This is a genomic window from Bradyrhizobium sp. BRP19 (assembly GCF_020194195.1).
Lineage (GTDB): Bacteria > Pseudomonadota > Alphaproteobacteria > Rhizobiales > Xanthobacteraceae > Bradyrhizobium > Bradyrhizobium yuanmingense.
In genome coordinates, this window is the sequence record NZ_JADYVZ010000017.1 from 20842 (window position 1) to 43492 (window position 22651).

Annotated in this window: 17 protein-coding genes and 1 pseudogene; 5 read left to right on the forward strand and 13 right to left on the reverse strand. The window is 57.4% G+C overall.

The window, feature by feature from the left end; translation table 11 throughout:
- Positions 1-375 precede the first annotated feature (375 nt).
- The 10 genes from I6F36_RS32015 to I6F36_RS32060 all read right to left on the reverse strand — a co-directional run bounded on the left by I6F36_RS32015 (position 376) and on the right by I6F36_RS32060 (position 14839).
- Positions 376-1713, reverse strand: coding sequence for a glutamine synthetase (locus tag I6F36_RS32015; protein WP_225130881.1), 1338 nt, complete (start codon positions 1711-1713; stop codon positions 376-378).
- Complete coding sequence (locus I6F36_RS32020) at positions 1713-2999, reverse strand: ATP-grasp domain-containing protein (RefSeq protein WP_225130883.1); 1287 nt, start codon at positions 2997-2999, stop codon at positions 1713-1715. The genes I6F36_RS32015 and I6F36_RS32020 overlap by 1 nt, the downstream gene beginning before the upstream one ends.
- On the reverse strand, positions 2996-3898 hold the full coding sequence (locus I6F36_RS32025; protein WP_225130885.1) for a DMT family transporter: 903 nt from the start codon (positions 3896-3898) through the stop codon (positions 2996-2998). Before I6F36_RS32025 ends, I6F36_RS32020 begins: the two co-directional genes overlap by 4 nt.
- Positions 3899-4027: 129 nt before the next feature.
- Positions 4028-4813, reverse strand: coding sequence for a gamma-glutamyl-gamma-aminobutyrate hydrolase family protein (locus I6F36_RS32030; protein ID WP_225130887.1), 786 nt, complete (start codon positions 4811-4813; stop codon positions 4028-4030).
- A 29-nt stretch (positions 4814-4842) separates the two neighbouring features.
- Positions 4843-5901, reverse strand: coding sequence for a dhydrorhizobitoxine desaturase (gene rtxC, locus I6F36_RS32035; protein WP_225130889.1), 1059 nt, complete (start codon positions 5899-5901; stop codon positions 4843-4845).
- A 31-nt stretch (positions 5902-5932) separates the two neighbouring features.
- Positions 5933-8464 (reverse strand): 2-aminoethylphosphonate--pyruvate transaminase, encoded by a 2532-nt coding sequence (locus I6F36_RS32040; RefSeq protein WP_225130891.1) that lies wholly within the window; start codon positions 8462-8464, stop codon positions 5933-5935.
- Between the two features lie 1225 nt (positions 8465-9689).
- On the reverse strand, positions 9690-10148 hold the full coding sequence (locus I6F36_RS32045; protein WP_225145058.1) for a hypothetical protein: 459 nt from the start codon (positions 10146-10148) through the stop codon (positions 9690-9692).
- 477 nt (positions 10149-10625) lie between these two features.
- Entirely contained in the window at positions 10626-12509 is a 1884-nt protein-coding gene (gene cysN, locus I6F36_RS32050; RefSeq protein WP_225145059.1) for a sulfate adenylyltransferase subunit CysN, read from the reverse strand.
- Complete coding sequence (cysD, locus tag I6F36_RS32055; protein WP_225131002.1) at positions 12509-13474, reverse strand: sulfate adenylyltransferase subunit CysD; 966 nt, start codon at positions 13472-13474, stop codon at positions 12509-12511. The genes cysN and cysD overlap by 1 nt, the downstream gene beginning before the upstream one ends.
- A 210-nt stretch (positions 13475-13684) precedes the next feature.
- A complete protein-coding gene (locus tag I6F36_RS32060) occupies positions 13685-14839 on the reverse strand; it encodes a sulfotransferase (protein WP_225145060.1) in 1155 nt (384 codons plus the stop codon).
- A gap of 799 nt (positions 14840-15638) precedes the next feature.
- On the opposite strand from I6F36_RS32060, the gene I6F36_RS32065 reads away from it, so the two are divergent.
- A complete protein-coding gene (locus tag I6F36_RS32065; RefSeq protein WP_345944124.1) occupies positions 15639-15968 on the forward strand; it encodes a MarR family transcriptional regulator in 330 nt (109 codons plus the stop codon).
- An 810-nt stretch (positions 15969-16778) separates the two neighbouring features.
- On the opposite strand, the gene I6F36_RS32070 is transcribed toward I6F36_RS32065, so the two are convergent.
- From I6F36_RS32070 to I6F36_RS32080, 3 genes are all read right to left on the reverse strand, one after another.
- Positions 16779-16964 (reverse strand): hypothetical protein, encoded by a 186-nt coding sequence (locus I6F36_RS32070; protein WP_225145061.1) that lies wholly within the window; start codon positions 16962-16964, stop codon positions 16779-16781.
- A gap of 655 nt (positions 16965-17619) precedes the next feature.
- Positions 17620-17952 carry a hypothetical protein gene (locus tag I6F36_RS32075; protein ID WP_225145062.1) on the reverse strand — a complete coding sequence of 111 codons (333 nt, stop codon included), beginning with the start codon at positions 17950-17952 and terminating at the stop codon, positions 17620-17622.
- Positions 17953-18827: 875 nt separating this feature from the next.
- Complete coding sequence (locus tag I6F36_RS32080) at positions 18828-19046, reverse strand: hypothetical protein (protein WP_225130907.1); 219 nt, start codon at positions 19044-19046, stop codon at positions 18828-18830.
- 865 nt (positions 19047-19911) lie between these two features.
- Here I6F36_RS32080 and I6F36_RS32085 point away from each other — a divergent pair.
- The 4 genes and pseudogenes from I6F36_RS32085 (at position 19912) to I6F36_RS32095 (ending at position 22027) form a co-directional block, all read left to right on the forward strand.
- On the forward strand, positions 19912-20250 hold the full coding sequence (locus I6F36_RS32085; RefSeq protein WP_225145063.1) for a hypothetical protein: 339 nt from the start codon (positions 19912-19914) through the stop codon (positions 20248-20250).
- A gap of 235 nt (positions 20251-20485) precedes the next feature.
- Positions 20486-20728, forward strand: coding sequence for a hypothetical protein (locus tag I6F36_RS32090; RefSeq protein WP_225145064.1), 243 nt, complete (start codon positions 20486-20488; stop codon positions 20726-20728).
- A 123-nt stretch (positions 20729-20851) separates the two neighbouring features.
- A complete protein-coding gene (locus tag I6F36_RS39760; RefSeq protein ID WP_275945328.1) occupies positions 20852-20980 on the forward strand; it encodes a hypothetical protein in 129 nt (42 codons plus the stop codon).
- Between the two features lie 449 nt (positions 20981-21429).
- Positions 21430-22027 (forward strand): annotated as a pseudogene (locus I6F36_RS32095) (response regulator).
- Positions 22028-22651: the final 624 nt, after the last annotated feature.

Genomic DNA, 22651 nt, shown 5'->3' on the forward strand with positions numbered 1-22651 from the left:
TCTGGTCGCGCTGCCCCCATTAATGGTGAGCCTCGCGTCCTGCGTGGCTCTGCGGCTCGGCTACAGCGTCGCGCATCACGGGCCTCTTCGGCTCGTGCTCTGAGCATAATCGACCATGCCTTCCCGCTTGAAGAAGTCGAGAACGTCTTCATTGATGCGAATGGAAATGGTGTTGTTCGTTGCTAGAACGGAGCAATCGCGGTTGCTGCCATAGAGCAGATAATAGCAGACCTCCTCACCGTTCCCAAGGTCCTCACTTAACGAGTAACGCACACTTGCTCTGTATGAAGCTCAACATCAGCGGCACAGACAGCCGCGATGGTCGCGCCGGCACCGGCCAACGGAAGGAGGTTCAGAACTAGCGAAGAGCTCAAGCTAAATGATCTCGAAGTATCTCCGACGTTCAAAGTCGGTGACCCGATGTTGAACGGATTCCCACTCCCAACGGCGCGAGCAAGCGAACGCTTCAACAAACCTTTCTCCGAAGACATCACTGGCCGCTGCAGACTCTGCAAACCGAGATGTTGCCTCTGATAGGCTTTGAGGCAGCCTCGCGGACGGACGACACATTTCCAGGCTTGCATCACCGACGATCGAAGCCGGTAGTTCCGGACCTGTCTCGACGCCCAATATTCCTGAACCAATCGCACATGCGAGCGCGAGATACGGGTTCACGTCTGCGCCAGGCAGCCTATATTCCAGGCGATGCGCAGATGGCTCTCCCGGAATGGCGCGAACCGCGCAGGAGCGGTTGTCAAGGCCCCAGCTTGGACAGATTGGTGCCCAGCAGCCAGGTACCAATCTCTTGTAGCTGTTGACGTTCGGCGCAGCGAGCACACAGAACTCATTCATGTATTCTAGTTGTCCGGCGATGAATTGCCTCATAAGATCGGAGACGTTGCCTAACGCATCACCGTCGTAAAATACATTTTTACTATCCGAGGACATCGAGATGTGAATATGGCCGGACTGGCCGGGCCATTTCTCGGAAACCTTGGCCATGAATGTAGCCATCATGCCTCGCGTTTGCGCCCAGGCTTTTATCATCGACTTGAATATGATTGCTCGATCGGCGGCTTCCAGCGCATCACAATGACGAAGTGACGCTTCGACAACGGCAGGTCCCGTTTCAAAGTGTAGTCCGCTGAGAGGTATTCTAGCCTTCTCACAAATCGCCAAGATCTCATCGAACAGCTCATGTTGTGCGACAGAGCGCGCAATCGAGTAGCCGAACGGGCCGCGCGTTAAAGGAGCCCATTCGCCGAACGGCTTGTCTTCAATCGTGTCTGCGTTCTCCTTAAACAGCATAAATTCAAACTCGAACCCGGCAGTGCAGTCGTATCCGTGGTCAGCAGTCCTTCGCAGGACCTTACGCAGAACACCGCGCGGACAGATGTTCTCATGTGCGCCCGCGAACTCCGCGAGATAGAGATATTGATCGCCGAGATGAGACACCGAACGGCCGGTGCCTGACAAAATCCGCAGGTCAGCATCTCCGAACGCCGATAGCGGCTTTTGCGTGAAACTGGCCGGAATGACCCGGTCCGTACAATCCCACGCCAGCACCGCTTCAGAGAACTTGATAACTTTATCTTCACCCGCGAGATCTTCACCTAAGACGTGTTTGCCTCGCAGAACGCCATCGAAGTCGCTTAAGCCGACCATCGCCGCGCGGGCTGGATTCGCTCCGGTCAACCTGGGATCAGTTGGCATCAGTCGCGATCCTGCATCACCAAATCGAACACCTGGTCCATCCGCATTGCTCGCAACTTGCGATAGTCATTCTCAAGCTGAGTCAAGTCGCTATTCACGAGATAAACGATGCCTGGTGTCGACACTAAGTCGATCGTGGGAACTAGCTCTTGACCAATCGGGACGAATGCAATGGCATCCGCGAAGCTCGGGAGCTTGCGGATTGCTTCGAGTCCCGGGTAACCGGCAACGACACCGCTCATATCTGAGATCAGCGAGACGCAAAGTGCGTGAGCCTGCCGCTTGTAGGGCCCGCGCAGCCTCATATATTCACCAAAGCCCTTGGGATCTGCGTAACGCCAGGCCGTCAAGGTCATATGGTTGTGCCCCAACGCCATCGTTCGTGCTTTTGCCGACATGGTCCCTTGAAGCCTCGCTCCGAAGTCCACCAGAACCGGTCCCCGATGATCGACGATGATCTCAGCATGAGCCGGTCCGTCGACGATCTGTAGTGCCTGCAACGCACGCACCAAGTAGTCGGACAGTTCCTGAACGATTGGTTCGTTGCCCCCCAACAATCTCTCAAGTGAGCAGACCGATGATGCCCTCTCAATCGGAACCGTGTCATAGGTCCACGCCTCCGTAACGAAGGCTTCCCCTTCGATCGAGACGGCATTTACGGTATATTGCTGGCCGTTTATTTTTTCTTGCCCAAGGGCAAAACGATTCAACGCTCCGACACGGTTCGTCTTCCCGACAATTGCGCTCACAGCCCGCTGAATATCAGCGTCTGTCGAGCAAAAGAATACATCCTCGGTACCCGTACTGTTCAGCGGCTTGATCACGATCTGATCGAACTTCGCTTCACGCTTCCAGCTCGCGATCTCTACAGGACTGTCGGACACGACTTGTCTGATCGATCGCACGCCTGCAAAGGTCAGCGCGCAAGACAATCGCGCTTTGTCACGCCGAGCAGCGGATAGCGCAGTCCCATTTGATGGTAAGCCAAGCCGCTCCGACAGAGAATCGGCGAGTTCAACTCCGGTCTCGCAGCCCGCGACAACGAACTCCAATTCCCGGCCATGGAGAGCCTGAAGATGATAATCAACGATGTCGTCATATCCCATGCGCTCGGTGGGGCGAATGACTTCATCATAAAGATCCGCATTGAAATGCGATTGGAATATGGACGGAATCTGTGCAGCCGACATCACATGCACCGTTCCAATTCCATAGCGCTTGAATTCTTCCGGTAGGTATCGGCCGGTAGAATATGCGTCTACGATTACACAACTCCGTTCTTTCATGCGGATCTCCGATACTGCAAGTAGATGTTTCCGACAGCGACAGCCGTAATGAGAGCATTTCCTATGAACGTATGTAACGAAGGCACGATGCGAGAATCGAAGTACTGGAACAGGAAGGTGATGATAGGGGCGGTGGACAGGACCATGTTGACGGTGAAGGGCTCTACCCGGCGAATGCCCTGCTGGATCAAGAGCAAAGGAACAATGATCGTCGACAGCCCAATTGCCGCGATCGCAAACCAATGCTGCGAGATCTCAGGCACGATAGATGAATGGTCGACCAGTCCCAGCAGCAAGAGAATCGTTCCATAAAAGCGATGCGCCAGGACTTGTCGGCCAGAAAACCCACGATCGAACAGCAGTTTGACAAGTATATTTGTAAGGGCCAGCGATAGGCCGGCCACGATCGCCAAGACGATGCCGAAGGACGATCGAGCCCCCCACTCCACGCCTGCGTTGCCGCTGGCCGAGATCCAAATCATGTAACTCCCGATCGTTGCGATCGTAACGCTCACGACAATATCGGATGCTGGAGGGGCACCCTGGCGCCTGATCAGTGCGTTTAACCACACTGTTGCGGTGGGCCCCAGCGCCACCATGAAGGCGATGACGATCGCAGGTTCAGCGTATTTCAGTCCGATAAATAGGCCGATCCAGCTGATTGCTGTCACGACATTGAGCGCGACGAAGACGAGGAGCGACCATTTCGCCACCGTTGCCTCGCGTCCTTCCTGGCGAGCCAGGAGATTGAACATCAGACAAACCACAGCGAAGGTCAGCAGGAGCGCGACGAACACATCCGCTTGCTGAAAATACGACGCCGCATAAACCTCGCCTGCCGCGCTCACGACGACATAAAGCGCCACAAATAGGACTCCCAGAACGAAGCGATTCGCCAATCCTCCAGTCTTCCTGTGCCCGCGAGGCGGCGCACGGCCCTCGCAGGACCGGACGCGTGCTTCGGCTCCGAGGGAGTGTCCTTTCGACGTGCACGGACCACGTTTGGTTTGAAATGTCACAACCTGCCTCTAGTTCTTCTTAGTTCGGTAGTACCCAACACACGCCTCTCCAAATGCCTTGAACAGTTGCTTGCTGAGGAGATCGGTTGAGACGTGCCATTCGGGGTGCCATTGCACACCGATTTGGAGCGTCGGGGCGCCAATGACCGAAGCCGCCTCGACCAAACCGTCAGGCGCCCACGCCTCGCGCCTCAGCGCCGGGGCAAGCGCCTCGATGCCTTGATTGTGCAGCGAGTTGACTTGCGCTTCGATCGTCCGCGCGATTGGAAAGAGCGCGCCATCGGAGCATATCCTGACGGTGTGCGCGGCGTCGTACTGACGGTCTCTTGGACGATCTGGCTTCTCGGCATGCATCGCGCCACTTTCCGGCTTCCACTCCGCAAGCGATGAGCGGAGCGTGCCGCCGAAATAGACGTTGAGTTCCTGAAGCCCACGGCAGATGCCCAGAATAGGCATTCCGAGCGCGATGGCGCTCTCTATAGTTACGGCAGAGAGCCTGTCCCGCGGACGGTCAAGGATCCCAAGCTCAACGTCCTGCCGATCAGCCTGCGTCAAGGACGCAGGCGCTCTCAGGACGGCGGGGTCGATGTTCGATTCATCACCTGTCAACACTAAGCCGTCGAGCCGGCGCATGATCGCCGGGGCGATCTCCTCCCTCGCATCTTCGGCGTCGATCGTCGGCAATATGACGCAAGCCACTCCCGCATGACGATGGAGTGCCTGCAAGTACTTGCGCCGCAACCAGTCGCGATGCACACCATCGACCAGAAGACGGTTCGAAGTGACGCCGACCACGGCTCGGGTGCTCTCTGGCCGTAGAAACGTCACGCGAGCTGCCCTCGCGCGCGAACCTCGGCAACGGCCTGCTCATACAAGCGTCGATTTCGCTCTTTTAACTGACCTATGACGCTAGGTTGACCTTGAGGTCCCTTGACAAAGAGACCACCCCAGGTCGCGGCAACCTTCGCATAGTTCGGATCCTGCATTCGGATTTTCTGAGCTTTGCGCAACAGCCAAAACGGGATGCCCGGCGAAAGATGATGCTCAAGGTGGTACTCATCCAGATTCTGTCCGAGGATGGCTCGTTCGAGGAAGTTTCCTTTCCGATTCCTGGTGAGATAGACGTTCTGCGTCTCGGTTTCGCACATAGGTGAGTGCTCGGCTAGCTCGATAAACCATCCGAGGACCTGAAACGTGGTGAGATAGGGCACGATCCAAAACAGGACGACGATATGGAGCAGCCCAACAGCATATGACCCGGCCAGGATGCTGATCCAGAAGAGATAGAAGCCATACTTGTCGATAAGTATGCCTGAGCGGCTCTGCTCCTCGACATCTGTGATCGAAAATCGATTGGCCCAAAGATACTTCAGATACGCTACTGTCGCGCCGCCGAAGATCGGCTTCCAGATCATGTTGAAAGCGTACCGCTCCGGAGGCTGCACGTTGTAAACGCCGCTGGCCAGAAAGAACTTCAGGTCGGGATCCTTGTCCGGATCTCCGAGATAGGGATGATGCAAATAGACGTGCGAGATCCGGTAGGCCCAGTGGCGCTGGAACAAGGGATAGGAAGCGAACAGAATGCCCAGGACGTAGTTCCAGGTCGTGTTCTTCGCGAGCGTGCGGTGAGCCGCATCATGAGCAATGGTTGTCAATCCGCGCTGATAGGCGCCAATCAGAAGGACGGCCAGCGGGTAGAGCCACCATGAGACCGACACAGTCGCGAGCGTACACGCTGTGATGACAGCGTAATCTTTGGCAATATAAGCCGCTCCCGTTATGTTGTCGGGCCTGAGCTCGGAGAGCTGCTTATTGATTTCTCGGCTGAATTGAACGGCCTCATAGCGTGATGACCTCAATTTCCAAGCGTCTGCCTGATTCATGAGAACCTCCTCCTGATCGCCTTGCAGGTTGTCAGATTGCGGAAAGCGCCTTGTCCAGATCGCGCAGGATGTCGTTGACATCTTCGATGCCGACGCAAAGCCGGATCGAGCCGCCAAATATGCCGGCGGCTTCGCGCTTTTCCCGCGGGACGGTGGTGTGGGTCGTCGAGACAGGATGGGTCACGAGCGTGCGGGCATCGCCTACATTCGAAACGTGATACATCAAGTCGACGTTCTGGATGAACTTGCGCCCGGCTTGTTCGTCCTCCACCTCGAACATGACCATCGCCCCGTGTCCGTATGCAGCATTGAGTGTCTGTTCAACGGTTTCCCGATCGGCGCCTTCGAAGAGCCCGGGGTAGAAGACACGGCGCACTTTTGGATGCTCCTTGAGAACGTCGGCCACGATCCTGGCATTCGCGCAGTGCTGCTTCATGCGAAGTGGCAGCGTTTCAAGCCCTTGGATCAGTTGAAAGCTCGCAAACGGGGCGATGGCTGCGCCGGTATCGCGCAACCAGGTCATGCGAGCCTTGAGAAGAAACTCGCTCCTTCCAAGATCGTCGACATCGCGCACCGCATTATGCCAAACAACTCCGCCATGCGCATCGTCGGGACGGTTGAACAAGGGAAAGCGAGAGGCTCCCCGGTAGCTAAACTCGCCGTTGTCAACGATCAGTCCACCGAGCGTCGTACCGTGGCCGCATATATATTTCGTTGCGGAGTACGTCGTAATAGCAGCGCCGAGATCTGACGGCCGGCATACCAGTGGCGTCGTCGTATTGTCCACGACCAAAGGCACGCCGTACTTTCGGCCGATCTCGGCCAGCTGTTTGACGGGGAGCGGAATCAGACAAGGATTCGAAATCACCTCTCCGAACAGGCATATCGTGCGATCATCAATGGCACGTTCAAATGTCTCGGGCTTTCGAGGATCGGCCGTCCTCACGCTGATCCCAAGACGCTTTAATGTGTTGTGGAGCAGGTTCCAGGTATTGCCATATAGATACGGAGAGGCGACGACATTGTCCCCCACTTCGCCACTTGACAGGTTGACGATCGCAAGGAACGTCGCTGCTTGACCTGACGCAACGGCGAGCGAGTCGCTCCCCATATCGACGGCGGCGTAGCGCCTTTCCAGCGCGCGGGTCGTTGGATTGATGATCCTTGTGTAGGTGAACCCATCGGCCTTGACGTTGTAGACGTCAGCGATGTGGTTGAGATCGCCATCGAGTTCATAAGCCGTATTCTGGTAAATCGGCACTGCGACGGCTTTCGTCGCCGGGTCTCGCCGATAGCCCGCATGCAGAACAGCAGTCTCGGCCGAAAACGGCAGCCGCGGGTCCCCAGCCACTCGAGCCGGCATCTTTATGCGAGCCCCGCATGCCTCTTGGCCCGACATCGGCTTTGCTAACCGAGCCTGACCGGACCGGAAATATGTACGAAAAGCGCACCCCAACTGCTCGATCCAGCTGGATTGGATTTCCCCAATGCAACCGACGCGAAAACTCCGCGTGGCAAGATGCAGCTTTGAGTAGATGTAAAGGTTGTGGGCCGCCAAGTGGCGATAAAGCCCATCGAATCCTGCCTGGTCCACGATTCCCGACGGCGCACTGAACGCGACGCAGACCGGCGACTGCAAGTCCGCGGACAGCAGCGGAGACACCAGTCCTTCGAGTTCCTTGACGAGATCGTCCCTGACCTTTTCGTACCTGCAGCGTCTGGCATCGATGCCCTCCTCGTGCAGAATCTTCAGGGCCTTTGTCGTTGCCTGAACGATGTGGGTGGGAGGGGTCGACCGCCACTCACCGGTGCGCTCGAGCGAGAGCCATTGATCTCTCACGTCGAGGACAAACGACCTCGGTTCTTGAACCGCATTCTCCAGCAGCTCGCGGGACGCGATGACAAACGCCACTCCCGGCGGCCCTTCTATGCACTTGTTGCTCGACGTGACCAGGACGTCAGGTCCACGCTGGCTCAGGTCGATATTAAGGCCGCCGAAGGAACTCATCCCATCGACGATGGTCTTTACGCCACGTCTTCTCGCCTCCTCCACGATCGCGTCCAGCGGATTGACGATTCCGGTTGTCGTCTCACAATGCACGAAGCACAGGTGCGTAACGCCAGGATTTCGGCTCAGATGCTCGCCAATTTCTTGAGGATCCAAAGGATCGGTCGCTCGCTTCACAAGCTTCAGTGCTTCGACGCCCCACAGCCGCAAGATTTGCAAAATACGCTCGCCATAGATGCCGTTTATGCAAACGAGCGGCCTGTGGGCTCGGGACACAAATGAAGAGAGAGCGGCCTCCATCGCAAAGGAGCCCCCTCCCTGAATAGGCACGACCGAATAGTCGTCAGCATTTCCCAGCAAGTTGAGCATCAGCCGCCTCATGCAGGCGGTCACTTCCTTGAACTCGCAATCGCGCGATGCGAGATCAAGCTGCATCTGGCTCCTGACCGCCAGCGATAACGACAATGGACCAGGCGTCAGCAAAGAGCGCTGTCTTATCAAACCATTCCTCCTCAAGTTGTATTCTTCAATAGACCTGGAGTACGCCCACCCCACCAGGGAACCCCTGTGGCGAGTGTCGACTTCCTCCGTTCAACAGCTTCGGGTCAGATGCCCATAGATTGCGGGCGCGCTTCGCGTCTGTGTCCGAAACCCTGCCGGATGACAACCTCCACATCTCATCGCAGATGCAGAGCGATCTTTCACAAAGCTGCTCACCGATACCATTCATCACCTCCAAGATATTGGCCTTGCGACCGCGCCCTCGAACGCAACCGGCGGCGACGCGCGCTGTCATCTAGCCATCACGCATGCGCAGGCGTGAGCGCGGTCGCCTTCTTGCGTCGCGAAGCGGCAGGTGGACCGACCGACTTACGTGCGAACCTGCGTCATTCAGGCAAACCTGACATTAGGAAAGCGATGCAGCCGGATCATCGCGTCGGGATGCAGATTAAGGCATGGCACACTTGATGATGTCGCAGGCAGCGGGAGTCTGATGCATGGGCTTGAGACTTGATGCATTCGCACTTCGTAGCTCGTTGGAGGTTTGGGACGCTGATGACTGTCGCTGTCCATTTCGAGATCGTACAACTTGACGTTAGGGGCGTTTCAACCCTCTCCGGGGATTTTCTCGTAAGATTTTTTTCCTGACGTACTCCCATCTGGCGGCGACAAGCCGACGTAGGCAGCGGAGTGCGGAGGTTCACAGCGAGCTGAAGTATTTTGAGAGTTCGACATCAGGACATTCGGCATTCCGCCTGCGGCCGCATACCAGCAGGTAAGGATGGCCAGCCTTTCCGTTCACGTATTCCTCGCCATACCGCAGATGGAGGTACCGAGCTTCTCCGCCATGCCGCCGAGATCCTCCTGGATAGCTGGCACCTGGAAAGTGTACGCCTCGTCGCACATGACCGCCGCTGTCAGGTGTCGTTGCGCTGAATGAAGCGCCCTTGGCAGGCTGTGGTCGAATCCGGCTTGAAGGTAATCTGAGCGACCTTGCGATTGCTGTCGCTTTAGCAACGAACAGTTCGACCTTTCGGTGAGGCGCCGTGACGCAGAACCTGTCGTCCTGCTTTGCTAGGACCAGGTCGACTCGACTCCAGATGAGTGGCACGTGTCCCTCTGTGAGCGCGATCGTTAGGCTAGCAGCATCTCTCGGGCCTGCACTCTTCGTGGCGAGAAAGTCTCACGAACGATCATCGCCGTGGCGAGCGTGCCGCGGTTGACGGGCTGGTCCGAATCGTAAGGCCCAAAGTGAAAGGAGTTCCATCGCGTCCAACACTCAATGGAGCGCAAGTACCTCGGCGGTAAGGCGCTCTGATTCGACGGATCGCATTTCGCAGCCGTTCTGCTCGCGTTGGCCCCTCTGCAGCGCCTGCTCGTTGATGGCGAGCTCGCGTTCGACGCGGTCTACCGCGCGGTCGAACAGGTTGACGGTTGACCAGAGCAGATCATCAAGAGATCGTCCTTGTCGCTTGCCATGGATGAGCTCCCTTGCCTTTTCGGCCGCGCCATGGCCGCCTTCATGGCGATCAACGACGGCAGGCGGTACGAAGCAGAACCCGAAGCGCGGAAGTCCGTAGCGCAGCACGGGATGGCTAAGGTTCGCGGCTGCTTTGTCTCGCAATGCGAAGGCGCGGGTGTAGGCAGGCGTTGTCCGCCGTCGAGCGGCGGGCCACCGAGGCAAGCTTGCCGAAAGCCGGCATGGCCGCGACAGGAGGGAGTGGTGGTCGACTGCCAAGTTCGGGTCCTGAAAACAAGTGCCCGCTCGCCGGATGCGGCCAAGCCCGGAAACCGAGGCCCCTCATACTGCGCGAGAGATCGAAGCCGGCCGAGACGCTGTCCGGCTCGGCTTTAACGGGAGCTCGGCGTGTCGCTGGCCGTACGCGCAGCAAGAAGCGCCAAGCGAAAACTCAACTTACTGGAAGTCGGACTTCCTCTCTGGACTTTGTTTTCACATCGTAGATTCTGATCTGGAGCATGGGACGGCGTTTCTTGAGCTCCTCCGCTCCCGCCCATGCTCCATCTCTGCTCGCGTACTCGGTTTTGAGTTGGCCATCCACTTCGAGCACATAACCGGAAGCGGGCAATCGACGAGTGGGTGCGACCATTTTGTTCCTTTAGAGCCAAAAGTCCGATCGCAGGCTCGCCAGAGCTGGTTCGCCTTGGCCGGGCTTGCGGGATATCGTGCGAATCGATGGTGCGACGCGAGGGACCTCTAACCATCAAGAATTGACCGCGCCATCAAGACATCCACTACCGCTTCCGCTGAATGCTCTAGGGTCTGCTCCATGGTCCTGAGATGAACCTCCGGTGTCGTTGGTGCTTCGTAGCACGAATCGATCGCGGTGAAGTTCTTGATCTTGCCGGATCTCACCTTTGAATACAGACCTTTTGGGTCTCGCCGCGCGCATTCCTCGAGCGGCGTATCGACAAAGACTTCTATGAACTCATCCTTGCCAACCAGGCTGCGCACCCTGTCCCGTTCGGCCCTAGTGGGCGAGATGAACGAGCAGATCACGATCAAGCCGCTGTCCGCCATCAACTTGGCAACTTCGCCGACACGCCGGATGTTCGCCACGCGATCCGTCTCCGAGAAACCGAGGTCCGCGTTCAATCCGTGCCGGAGGTTGTCGCCATCCAGCAGCATGGTATGCCGCGACATCGCAAACAGCTTTTGATCAACAAGGTTGGCAATCGTCGACTTTCCCGCGCCAGACAAGCCAGTGAACCAGATGACGCAAGGCTTCTGATTCTTGAGCGCGGCGCGCTCCCTCCTGTCCACGGATAGCGCTTGCCTAGCAATATTGGTGGCCCGCCGTAGCGGAAAGGCAATCATGCCGGCCCCGACCGTACGATTCGTGTAACGATCGATGACGATAAATGATCCGGTCTTTCGATTGAGGTCGTAAGGATCGAATACGGCGGGCGTTGCGGTCACAACATCGCAGAAGGCGATCTCGTTGAGGGAAAGCGTCCCGGCGGCCAGATGCTCACAAGTGTTGACGTCGATTCGATGCCTAATTGTGGTAATGCTGCCAGAAATCGTCTGCGGTCCAATCCGCAGGACGTAATTGCGTCCGGGAGCGAGCGGCTCCTTGTCCATCCAGATCACATAAGCAGCAAGCTGGTCGGCCACCTTCGGTCGGTCGTCCGGTCGCGACAGAATGTCGCCACGACTGATATCGATTTCGTCTTCCAGTGTAATGGTAACCGCATCCCCGGCTTCGGCGGCGACGAGGTCACCATCGTGGGTCACGATCCGCTTGACGCGCGTGGTCCGCCCCGACGCAGCGACAACGATCTCGTCTCCTGTCGAGATCCTCCCGGAAGCCACCGACCCGGCATAGCCCCGAAAATCCGGGTTTGGCCGGTTTACCCATTGGACCGGAAAGCGGAAAGCCTGGCTTGCGGTGCCGGACTGGATGTCAATGCTCTCCAAATGCTCGAGCAGGCAGGGACCATGATACCAGTTGGCATGAGCGGAGCGGTCCACGACGTTGTCGCCGTAGCGGGCCGAGATCGGGATCGGAACAATCGAGGTGAAGCTGAGACCGGCGGCAAAGGCCAGATAGTCACGGGCGATCCGATCGAAGCACTCCTTGTTATATGCCACAAGATCGATCTTGTTCACTGCCAGCACGACATGGCGAATACCGAGCAGCGAGCAGATAAAGGAGTGGCGGCGGGTCTGAACCATCACGCCTTTGCGGGCATCGATCAGGATGATGGCGAGCTGGGCATGCGAGGCGCCGGTAGCCATATTGCGGGTATACTGCTCGTGGCCGGGAGTGTCGGCCACCATGAAGGAGCGCCGCGGCGTCGTGAAGAAGCGGTAGGCGACATCGATTGTGATGCCCTGCTCCCGTTCGGCCTCCAGCCCGTCCACGAGCAGCGCGAAGTCGATGTCATTGCCGGTGCTACCATGCTTGATGCTGTCGCGTTCCAGCGCCGTGAGCTGATCGTGGTAGATCATCTTGCTGTCGTGCAGCAATCGGCCGATCAGCGTCGATTTGCCGTCGTCCACCGAGCCACATGTGATGAATCGCAGCTGATCCTTCGTCCTGGCCGGGACCAGTTCTGTTGCCGGATTCGTAAACATCAAAAGTAGCCTTCCCGCTTCTTCTTCTCCATTGAAGCGGCTTCGTCGGCATCAATTAGGCGTCCCTGGCGCTCCGACACAGTCGTAGTCTGCATTTCCGCGACGATATCTTCGATCGTCGTCGCATCGGATTCAATAGCTCCGCTCAAAGGATAACATCCAAGCGTGCGAAAGCGGATCATGCGCATTTCCGGCGTCTCGTCGCCGTTAAGCGGCAATCGCTGGTCATCGACCATGATCATCGCACCATTTCGACGCACTATCGGTCTTTGGTTTGCGAAGTAGAGCGGAACCACCGGAATCTTCTCGAGCATGATGTATTCCCACACCTCGAGCTCGGTCCAGTTTGACATCGCAAACACGCGCATGGTTTCGCCCTGGCGGATCCGTGTGTTGAACAAGTTCCAGAGCTCCGGCCGCTGATTACGGGGGTCCCATACGTGTCCGGCCGAACGGAAGGAGAGTATCCGTTCTTTTGCGCGACTCTTTTCCTCATCGCGCCGCGCTCCGCCAAAGGCAGCATCAAATCCGTGGAGGTCGAGCGCCTGCTTCAGCGCGTCGGTCTTCATCACCTGGGTATGGAGCGCGGAGCCGGAATCGATCGGATTGATCCCGCGCGCGAGGCCCTCCTTGTTGACATGGACGATCAGGTCGAGGCCGAGCCGCCTGGCTGTCGCGTCCCGGAAGCTGATCATCTCGCGGAACTTCCAGGTCGTGTCAACGTGAAGCAGGGGAAACGGCAATTTTGCCGGATAGAACGCCTTGATTGCAATGTGCAGCATTACGCTTGAGTCTTTTCCGATCGAGTAAAGCATGACCGGCCTTTTGAACTCGGCGACCACATCACGCATGATTTCAATCGATTCAGCTTCGAGGCGGCGCAGATGTTTCGGTAGCATGTGCCTTCTTTTCGATGCAGGATCTCTGTTCTTCGCCGTTCTATGGCTCCAGCCTAGAGTGGGAATATCCGCGGCGGAAACGGCTGGCCAAGACGCATGGCTCGTCGATGAGCTCAAGCCCCACTGGAGAGGAGACTTGCAGACGCGGGAGCATATCGCATTCCGCCGCTGGTGCGGTCGGCGCCTGGGTCACACCTGATCGGGAGATCAGCTCGTGCGGGTTAAGGATAATGGCTAAATCAGCCAGCGTGTTTTATTCGCAAGCATTCAGATCCGTTAGCGGATATTGAGGATCCGCTCAAGCCGCGCGACTTCGCCTCGCAGCATCTCGATAGCCGCTTCGCTGTTGCGAATGCCATCCAGCCCCGCAGCTCGATCAGCTTCTGACGCCAACAGCGTCTGTTGCAACTGGGCAGCCATCGTGTGGACCGGCTCTCCAGCGTGAGGTGGGCCGGATAATGCTCCCGCCTTGGAGCTTCGCAAATCCCACCAGGTTCGGAATACCTGACGATAAAGTTCAGTTACCTCCCCTCCCCTATCCAGGACTCCGGCTTGCTGTGCATGTACCAGTTCCTGCTCATATCCGAGTTCTAGCAGAAGCTCGGCGCCGACCAGATCGGTCACGGTTTGCATCTCTTCGACGCTCAATTGAGATTGCCATGCCTTGACAGAGCTTTGGTCGACGGCGTTTCGTTCCAAGATTTTTCGGTCTCCGAAGCTACTCGATCGAAGATAATCTGCTTGTCTCATCCCCGCCGATGCGACGGCCGCTGGATCACAGCCGAGGCCCCTCAACAGACGCCGGATTTCCTCGTCCGGATGCGCCACGAACAGTTCGTATTGCACGAACTGTGTGCGCGGGCGAGTGCGGTGGGCGGCGAGCTTGGGAAGGCCCAGAACCAAATCGGCGAGTGACGTTATGATGCCGTCGGGCAGACGGAGCATGAGATCGACGAGACTGGAGACGCTGACCGGATGCGAGCTTTCTGCCCGCAGTGGGACCCCCCACGTCGATTTCAGTGAAGCCGCGATGGCATAGGGATTGCGCATCAGAAGGATGTGTGGCGCCTCTGGATAGACAGATTCAAGAAACTCAAGCGCCGTCCAATAGCGTGGTGTCTTGTCTAGGATGATGCGCTTGCCCGCTTGTGCCAGATACTGATCATAGGCTGCATCGGCAAAAGCGCGGCTAGGGATCGTGCTATCTATCCGACCCAAGAATTCAGAGGTCGCGGCCTCAATCAGCGAGCCACCCGCCGGATGGCGCTGATCCACCCTGCCAAATGCTTCAACCGCCAGCATCAACCAGGGTTCAGGCGGAGCCACAATGTCTGGATGGTGCTGCAGCAAATGCGCCAGGAGTGTCGTCCCGGATCGTGGAAGACCGAGGAGAAAGCACACCGCAGGCGAACGGCCAAAACATCCGCTCATCGTTCAGACGCCTCGTCCTTGAAAAGCGAACCCTGTCGGCGCTCGCTCGATTGATCGACAGAAAGCCAGCCGCAAAGCGCTAAAACGACCAGAATTTTGTCTGCCACTCATGACTTGAGAACCGTTCAGTTCGATCGATCGGCTGGATACAGAAAGACACCGCAATCGCGTCCTCGATTACTCGACAGTTGAAACGAAGTCACGAGCCAGCTCAACTACACGAAGATTGATTGCGGATATGGGAAGGTTGGAACGAACTATACAGACGTTTGCCGAAGACCGCCAAGGCACATGGGAAGGTTATTACGTATAATCACAGCTCCCTGTTGCTGAGGAAGACGTAAATGCGACATGCAACCTCGCTGATGCTCGGCATACACCAAAGAAGTTCGGCAAAAGAGCGGACGGCTCGGCGAGCTCGGCAAAGAAGCAGACCATGTCGCGGACATCTCACGTGGCAAGGTGCAGCAATCTTGTCAGCGCGCATCCCTGCCGACGCAAGCGTGAATGCTGCCCTTGGTCCGCCAAGACACTCCATAGTCCGGCCAGCCTGTTGTTCGCCAGCCCATCCTTCCGAGTTATACCAAGTAATTGATTTTCCTGCTCTTGGAGCGTTGCCCCTCCCTTAATCGGGCGCAAGGAGACTTGTAAACGATGGAACCTGACTTAAGATGCCTCCGGATCTACCTGATCCAGCAAGCGCGCTTGGCCTCATCTCTACTGACGGAGACGAGATTGTCCGGTCATTTATGTGGGAGATCAGATCGATTCGTGCGTCGAAGAACTTGCCAAATTAAATGTGCTGGGCATCACTCGGCCACGGTGGACGATCCTGATGGCTGTGAACTATTTGGGCAAAGAAATGCGTGTACCGGTCAACCTGGTGTCACGATTGATGCTCGTCGACCCCTCCTTCGTGACAACCCACTCAAAGCTGCTAGAGAAAAACGGTTTGCTGCGGCATAAGTCCTCCGCAGACGATGCCCGGATCGGGCAGATGTCGCTGACGGCCAAAACGCGCAAGCATCTCCGACTTTGGAGCCACGACAGGCAGCCCTGGTTGAGCTCGCTTTTGATGAAAGCGGCGTTGACCGATCAAGCGAGTTCATTGCCAAGGCTGCTACAGTGAGGCTTGGCCTGGAAAGGGCCCGCTCTGGCGTTCAGAAGATCAAACGCACGACCTTCAGAAATGGAGCTCGCTAACATGAGTCTCCCATCCTTCGAATATGTCTTGAAGCAGCGCGGTCGAAGATGGTTGTGGTCCGTTCACAACGCCTAGGGCGCTCAGGTGATGACGGGTTCAGGACCTAACCGCCCCGCCGCCATCTATCAAGCTAACAGAGCGCTTTTTCAATTGCTGTTGAGCGCGCCATATTGCCTCGGAGCTCGAGCTAGCCAATAGGCTCGGAGAGGTTCGCTTACGCCCAAACTTTAGTCTGGCACGAGCTTCGAGGATGCCCCATTCGCGAGTTGTTTCCATTTCGCTAAAGCGATCAGCCGATGTGTTCGGCCCAGCGCGGCCAAGACTGCCTCGCCGAAGCTGAAGAAGCTGCTGGCCGAACGGATGCTAGATTCGGCCCCTACAGGAGTTCCTCTCAGACTGGTCAGCTTCTCGAACTAACGCGCCAAGGACTGGGCGTAGTGGCACCATCGCATGCGTTCCGGGGCCGAGTGTCTTGGGGTTTTATCTTCGAGACAGGGCTATGGCTAAGCCTATCTCTTCACTCGCGATCATACATCGCAAGCGGCTGTCGAAACCGCCTTCCAAGAAACTTGATCAAAGCGCTGGAGCACGTTCCGCGACATTGAAGGCATCCACTACGTGCCTGAAAAATTCTCTCAGCGCGGGTCGGTAACGCTAATGTGCGACAAAGTCTGTATGGCCAAAGAGGGCGGCCCGCGAGCCGCCCTACCGGCCACTAGCCAGCGTTGCTCACAATTACCGCTGATGTCCGAGTCCGATTCCGAGATTTAAGGCCTTCTGGCGTAGCGCACCTTCGCTGCGTTTGGTCATTTTTGCTATTTTTATGACCGGGGTCCGAGCCTTCGAATGGACTTTGAGCTCTTTGATATCTGCCTTCGTCCACTCGCGCCGCTTAACGCGTTTCTTGGTTGCTTTATTCACGATGAATGCTCCTTCTGAGAGGAGCGCCTGTAACACATTTTTTTCGGAGCGACGACCGTAAAAAAGAGGCACTCATCGGAACTCGCGCCAGCGTATAAGTTCGGTCATGCTTTCTGCCCATAGTGTTTCGAAGAAAGGGTCAGCGGAGATAGCCGCCTTGGCTACGTTTGTGACGAGGTCTCAACTGCCGTCTCCGACCGATTTGAGGTCAAACTACGTCGGTGGTAACCGCGCCGTTGGACATCTTGGCGAATGGCATCGCTCACTAAACGCACCGCCCGCTTCTTTCGCTTCCAATTGCCGTCCAACCCCGCGGGGATCGCAAAGCCTCGCGGAACGACCAAAAGATCGCGCCTTCCGTTCAAATAAACATCAAACATGTCGTCCCTCGTCAGACACGAGCGTAGATCGCGGGTTCATACATTTGGTGATATCGAAGCAACAGTCGCGATTAAGAACTCTACGCGAGTTTTCTCCGGATGTTGCCGCACTTGAGGGTGCATGGCGCAATCCCGCTTCTCCTTCAGGTGCTCCGCATCGCCGAGAACACAGGAGCTTCTCACGCCTTATTGTCGCTAACAGATCCACTTATCGGGGCCTCGTCAGATCGACACGATAATGACCATCCGCGTTTTTAAGAATATTGCCGCCCTTGTCACGAATATACGCCCGAGCAGGTGGAGCGCACTCTTTTGTGTTGAGCGTCTGGATGCAACACGCCTTGCCCTTTGAGACTGATTTCCCTTATCCAGCGGCCACCTCGCCGTCGCTGAGGCGAATTTGATCGGACCGAGTTGTAGTTCGGCCGAACTTTGATCTCCTCCGGGGGTAGTCGCGCCGGCGGTTCATAGCGGCGATTGAGGACGACGACGGCGGCGGCGGCCAGGCTGGCGACGAAAGCCAGCAATACGCAGAACGTAAACGCCGGATCGTGTCCCATCGCTGCGGCAAAGAAGAAAACGTAGGCAGAAACAGCGAATATAGACATAAGGGCTGCTTCACTATGTCGTGGATTTCGAGGCGGCGATGGGCTTGTCCTGTATCGGCCTTCTTTGAATGAGGGCATGCTCAGGAGTCAAGATCTTCGGTGAGGAACTGATTGAGCGCGATGAATCGCGAAAGAGCAGCCGGAGGATATCTCACGACCAATCGCGCCGGGTCTGTTCGTTCGGGCAGTCTTTGAGCGGACTTGCATGGTGTTGGCTCTCGAGGTCGGCGGCGCAGCGGACTTTGGTCTGACACAGGCCACACACGCGTTGGGGATCGCAGTCTGGATTGCGGCAGCAAGCGCATTCTCGGAAACACCGCCAAGTGCGAGGCGCTTGCTCAAGAGTTCAGGAGAGCCCGGTCTTTGCGCCATGGTTCGAAAGGCGGATACGAACAGACTAAGGTCACGTGCGATCGCATCGAGGTCCTGCGAGCTCAACTAAGCCGGTTCGGATGTCTGGGACAGGCCCGCGCGTAACCGGCTGAGGAGATGTCTAAACCGTCAAGGGTATGTGTGCAGATTGGACAACCAAGCCTAACCCTTCGAAACAGCCATAGCTGCCGGAGGCAGACTTGTTTTTGACATTGGATCAAACAAGACCGACTTGTGGGAGCAGGTCCTTCGATCCGGATGGCCCTGCCGGTACGATGCTTGGCGGAGCGCTGCAGACCCCATTGAACGGCAGGCGGCAAACCGTCCAGCGAGGTCCGCTTAGGTGTGGTGAGACAACAGGGTGCCCGCCGAATTGACGAAAGCATCACCAGTTGTTCTCTCGAATCGACCGTCGACACGACCCTGTCCGGGATCACGCTTAGATTACAGATTGACCCCACAACTCAATTCGCAGACTTCTCGCCAAAGTCAAGCTAACCAGCCTATGCCGGCGGCAATGCAGGCGGGGTTCGAAGCTCGATCACATCGGCGAAGACTGTCCAATCGCGGACACTCTTTTGCTTGCAGAAATCGGTCTCCGCCTGCTGTGCAGCAGCACTTAGCGAGGCGGCATCGATCTTAAACGCTGCCTGACAGGCACGATGTTCGTGACCGGTATCGTCACAAACGGTCTTAATGAACCGAACGTTAAATGAAGGCATGGCCCCCTCTTCTTGTGGGTTTGCTTATCCACCATCCTGCCATTGGCGCCTCAAGAATATTTGATCTGCCTCAAGCAGCACCCCCAAGAGGTTTGGTTGTCCGCTGCTCCGTCGAGATAAAGTCGAGACTTTGGCAGCGCGGCCCGCGCGCTCCTGTTGTCCCGCAAGCCGCGCTATCTCTATCTGTCTAGCTTTGCAGATCGCACTCTGTTTGAACCGAGGGACAGCGTCTTCTGGTCTGCTCAAGCCCTCGACCAACAAATTGGGGTGCCGATGAATTGGGGAATGTCTCGAAGAGAGGATCGAGAGCAGCATGCGCCGTCACGCCCGAGATGCCGGCTATTGATCTCTATCGATCCCATACTCAACCGCTAGCAATATGGAGGCTCGAGACGCCGCGAACCTTACACGCGATATTTGGTGGTCTCACGAGGCATTGCCGCAAACACCAGGTCATTGCGCGAATGACCGGGCAGAGGCCTTTCTGAGGCGTGCCGGCGGCCAGGGCTATCGACGGCGAGACTACGCGCACGTGATCGTGGGCCAATGAGGCGAACCGCCCCACCTTCTGACGGTCCGCCCTGCCGCCCCGACAGCAAAGCCGATGGTCAGGCTTGTCGCAGCCAACGTTTGATAAGGCCAAGATTCCGGACTTCAGCGCCAAAGATTATCTGGGATCAGCGCCAGCAAGGCTGCCGACAATGCGAAGCGAGCGATCAATTGACTATCTGCTTGCTGGCTATCGCAGCATTGAGGACAGATGCTGTCGTGGCCCATCGCGAGGGATGCGCCTCAAATCAACCCGGCTACACGCTGGCGTGTTGCAGACCAACGCGGGACCCTGGCGGATCGCCCGAGTTGAGACATGTCGCCTGCCAACGCGGGCCTGTCGGGCTCGCAGCAGCCGCTCGAGCTTGGCCGTTTTGGACGCGCATCAGCTCGTTTTGACCTGTATCAATTCTGCGGCGACTGCCTACTGATAGACGTGAGCTTCCAGTCCAAGGTCACACACATGGCAGACAGAAAGACTTGGCGCCCCATCATCTTTTCATGTCCAGATACCGGCGACCGAGTTCAAGGACTGCTGCCGGGCGCACCCGTGCCGCGTGCCGATGACCTGCTCACAATAACCTGCGCCGCGTGCGATGGCGTCCACTTCATCGACCTGCGGACGGGCGCGATGATCGGCGCCGAGCGCAACTAGGCCCATCCGAATGGTGTCAAGAAAATTCCGGCGTCTTCCCGTTCTCGATTGGGGATGCCGCTCCGCTCGCAAGGGCGCGGCTGACGTCATCACAACCCAACGCCCCGCGCTGACGCCGTGGGACGGAGATTTTCACCAACGGAGGATGTTTCGACATGACAGACTACGGCGACATTTGTCGCGGCGCCGGCCAGATCGTGGCAGCGCAGTCCAGTTTAACTTCTGCAGGACAACGATGAATACCAACCGCCGCGGGCTTGAGCTGATCCAGATCGATTCGACCGAAGCCCGGGAGTTGTTTCGCAGCGCCAATCCTAATATTTCGGTTAGCGAGCGGATCATGTCCCGGCACGATAGGTTCAACGGCGCCACGGCCGATAAAATCCCGGCCGCGGCCGACCCCATCGAGAGCACGCGCCGCCTAGGTTATACCGAGTTGAGCCTGTTCGCGCGGCACGCCAAGCGATCTCGTCCGTAGTGTTCAGAAGGTTGCCTGAATTTGTCAGCCCGCAGCGATGAACTCCGTCCAGGATCTAGTGGCGACCTGACCTGGGAGCGGCTCGAAACTGCGCCGCCCTTTGATCGGGATCTGGAGATTGCCGTGATCGAGGGTAACACCATTCACCGGGTGGTCTTTCCTTGCCGCCGGATCTTCGACGGCTGGATTAAGGCAAAGACCGGAGAACGCGTCGCCGTGCAGCCGACGCACTGGCGCATCTGGCCCGGATAGCGGCGACCATCCTGCGCAATAGATTGGCGTGAGTTGAGGCCGGGACTGCCTCGGGGTGGCCTCTCGTGGTAAACAATGTAGAGTTGATCAATGAGAGGGCCTGCCAGAAACATGTCGGACCACATCAGGTACGGCTATTGGCCTGGCGCGGCAGACGCCGCGTTGGCTCTCGTGCTGCGACGGGCGTTAGTCCGCATCTTCAGGACCGCACGGGCACGATCATCTACCTTCCGGTCGTTTTTCCCGCTTTCGCCGCGGCCGCGGACTGGGGGAGCTTCGCTACCCTGCTCTGCATCAGCGACGGCCGGTTCCAGCCCATTGTCACGTCTAACACGCATGGCATGGGTGTGGGGCTATCGATCTGCTGGACGATCATCGAGCCACGAGGAATCCGGGCGGCGACAGGATCTTTCAGTTCACCGCGCGATTGCGGAGCTTAGTGAAGACACATGACTGGGCGGCGCATTCTCGTGATCGACGATGACGCCGCTATGCGGGACTCGCTCGCGTTTCTGCTTGATGTTAATGGTTTCTACGTAGCAACCTATGAGACGGCGACCGCGTTTCTCAATGACGTCGCAAGCGGTCCGGTTGACTGCATTGTGTCAGACATCTGTCTGCCGGCTATGAGCGGTCTCGAACTCGTCAGAAAAGTGAAAGCCGATCGCGCCGACTGCCCCGTCCTCTTAATAACTGGTCAAGGCGACGTATCGCTCGCAGTCGAAGCGATGAAAGCGGGTGCGGTCGACTTCATCGAGAAGCCGTTCGAGGAGGAGGTGCTATTGCGTGCGAAGTGCTTTGGAAGCGCGGCCAACAAAGCCAGCCGACGCAGCGAAACTGCAGGCGGAAGCCCGCCTCGCGGATCTCTCGTCGCGCGAACGCGACGTCCTGCAGGGACTATTAGCCGGCAAGATTAACAAAGTGATAGCCCATGATCTCGGCATCAGTCCGCGGACAGTCGAGCTTTACCGTGCGAACCTGATGGCCAAGACTAATGTCCGCAGCATGTCCGAGTTGATGCGGATCGCCATTACCGCGGGACTCTAGCAGCAGCGCAAAATAGCGTGAATGGCTTATTCATGCATCAAGCTGACGAACGGCGGGTTTCGCGCGCACCGAGCCGATCATGTTTTCGGTGACGCCTGCCGATGCAACACACCCAGGCCGGCCGTTGCGCCAGGTCAATATGTCACGCGAGCCGAGACCTATGATCCGGGCTAGACCCCAACTCGGTCCACATGCGTACTTATCGCATGATCATCAAGCACGTCACCACGCCAGCGTACATCGATCAGGATGCCGTCAACATCGGCCCCGTCACCTCCGCGGCCGACCGATGCTGACGAGGATCAAAGTCAAGGCGCCGAACAAGACTTCCTGCGGCGAGCCGAAAGTGGCGATGGACGATAACGTTTCGGCTGGCTGGAGCTCTTCAGGGGTACGGCAGTGCGCGGCCGACGAAGCCAGCATGCAGCTTCCTAATCCGATTTGAGCATGTTTGAGCAACCAAGTGACCGCGCCGCCCCATACAAGACGCCCCGCTCATGGACTTACGTGTAAATACTTAGGGGCTTCTACCTAGGGAAAACATCCAAATTTCCCAATTCGTCAGGAGCAGCCAATCTGCGTCGAATCGACGTTGGTAAGATAGGTCCGCCATGCACGCCCAGG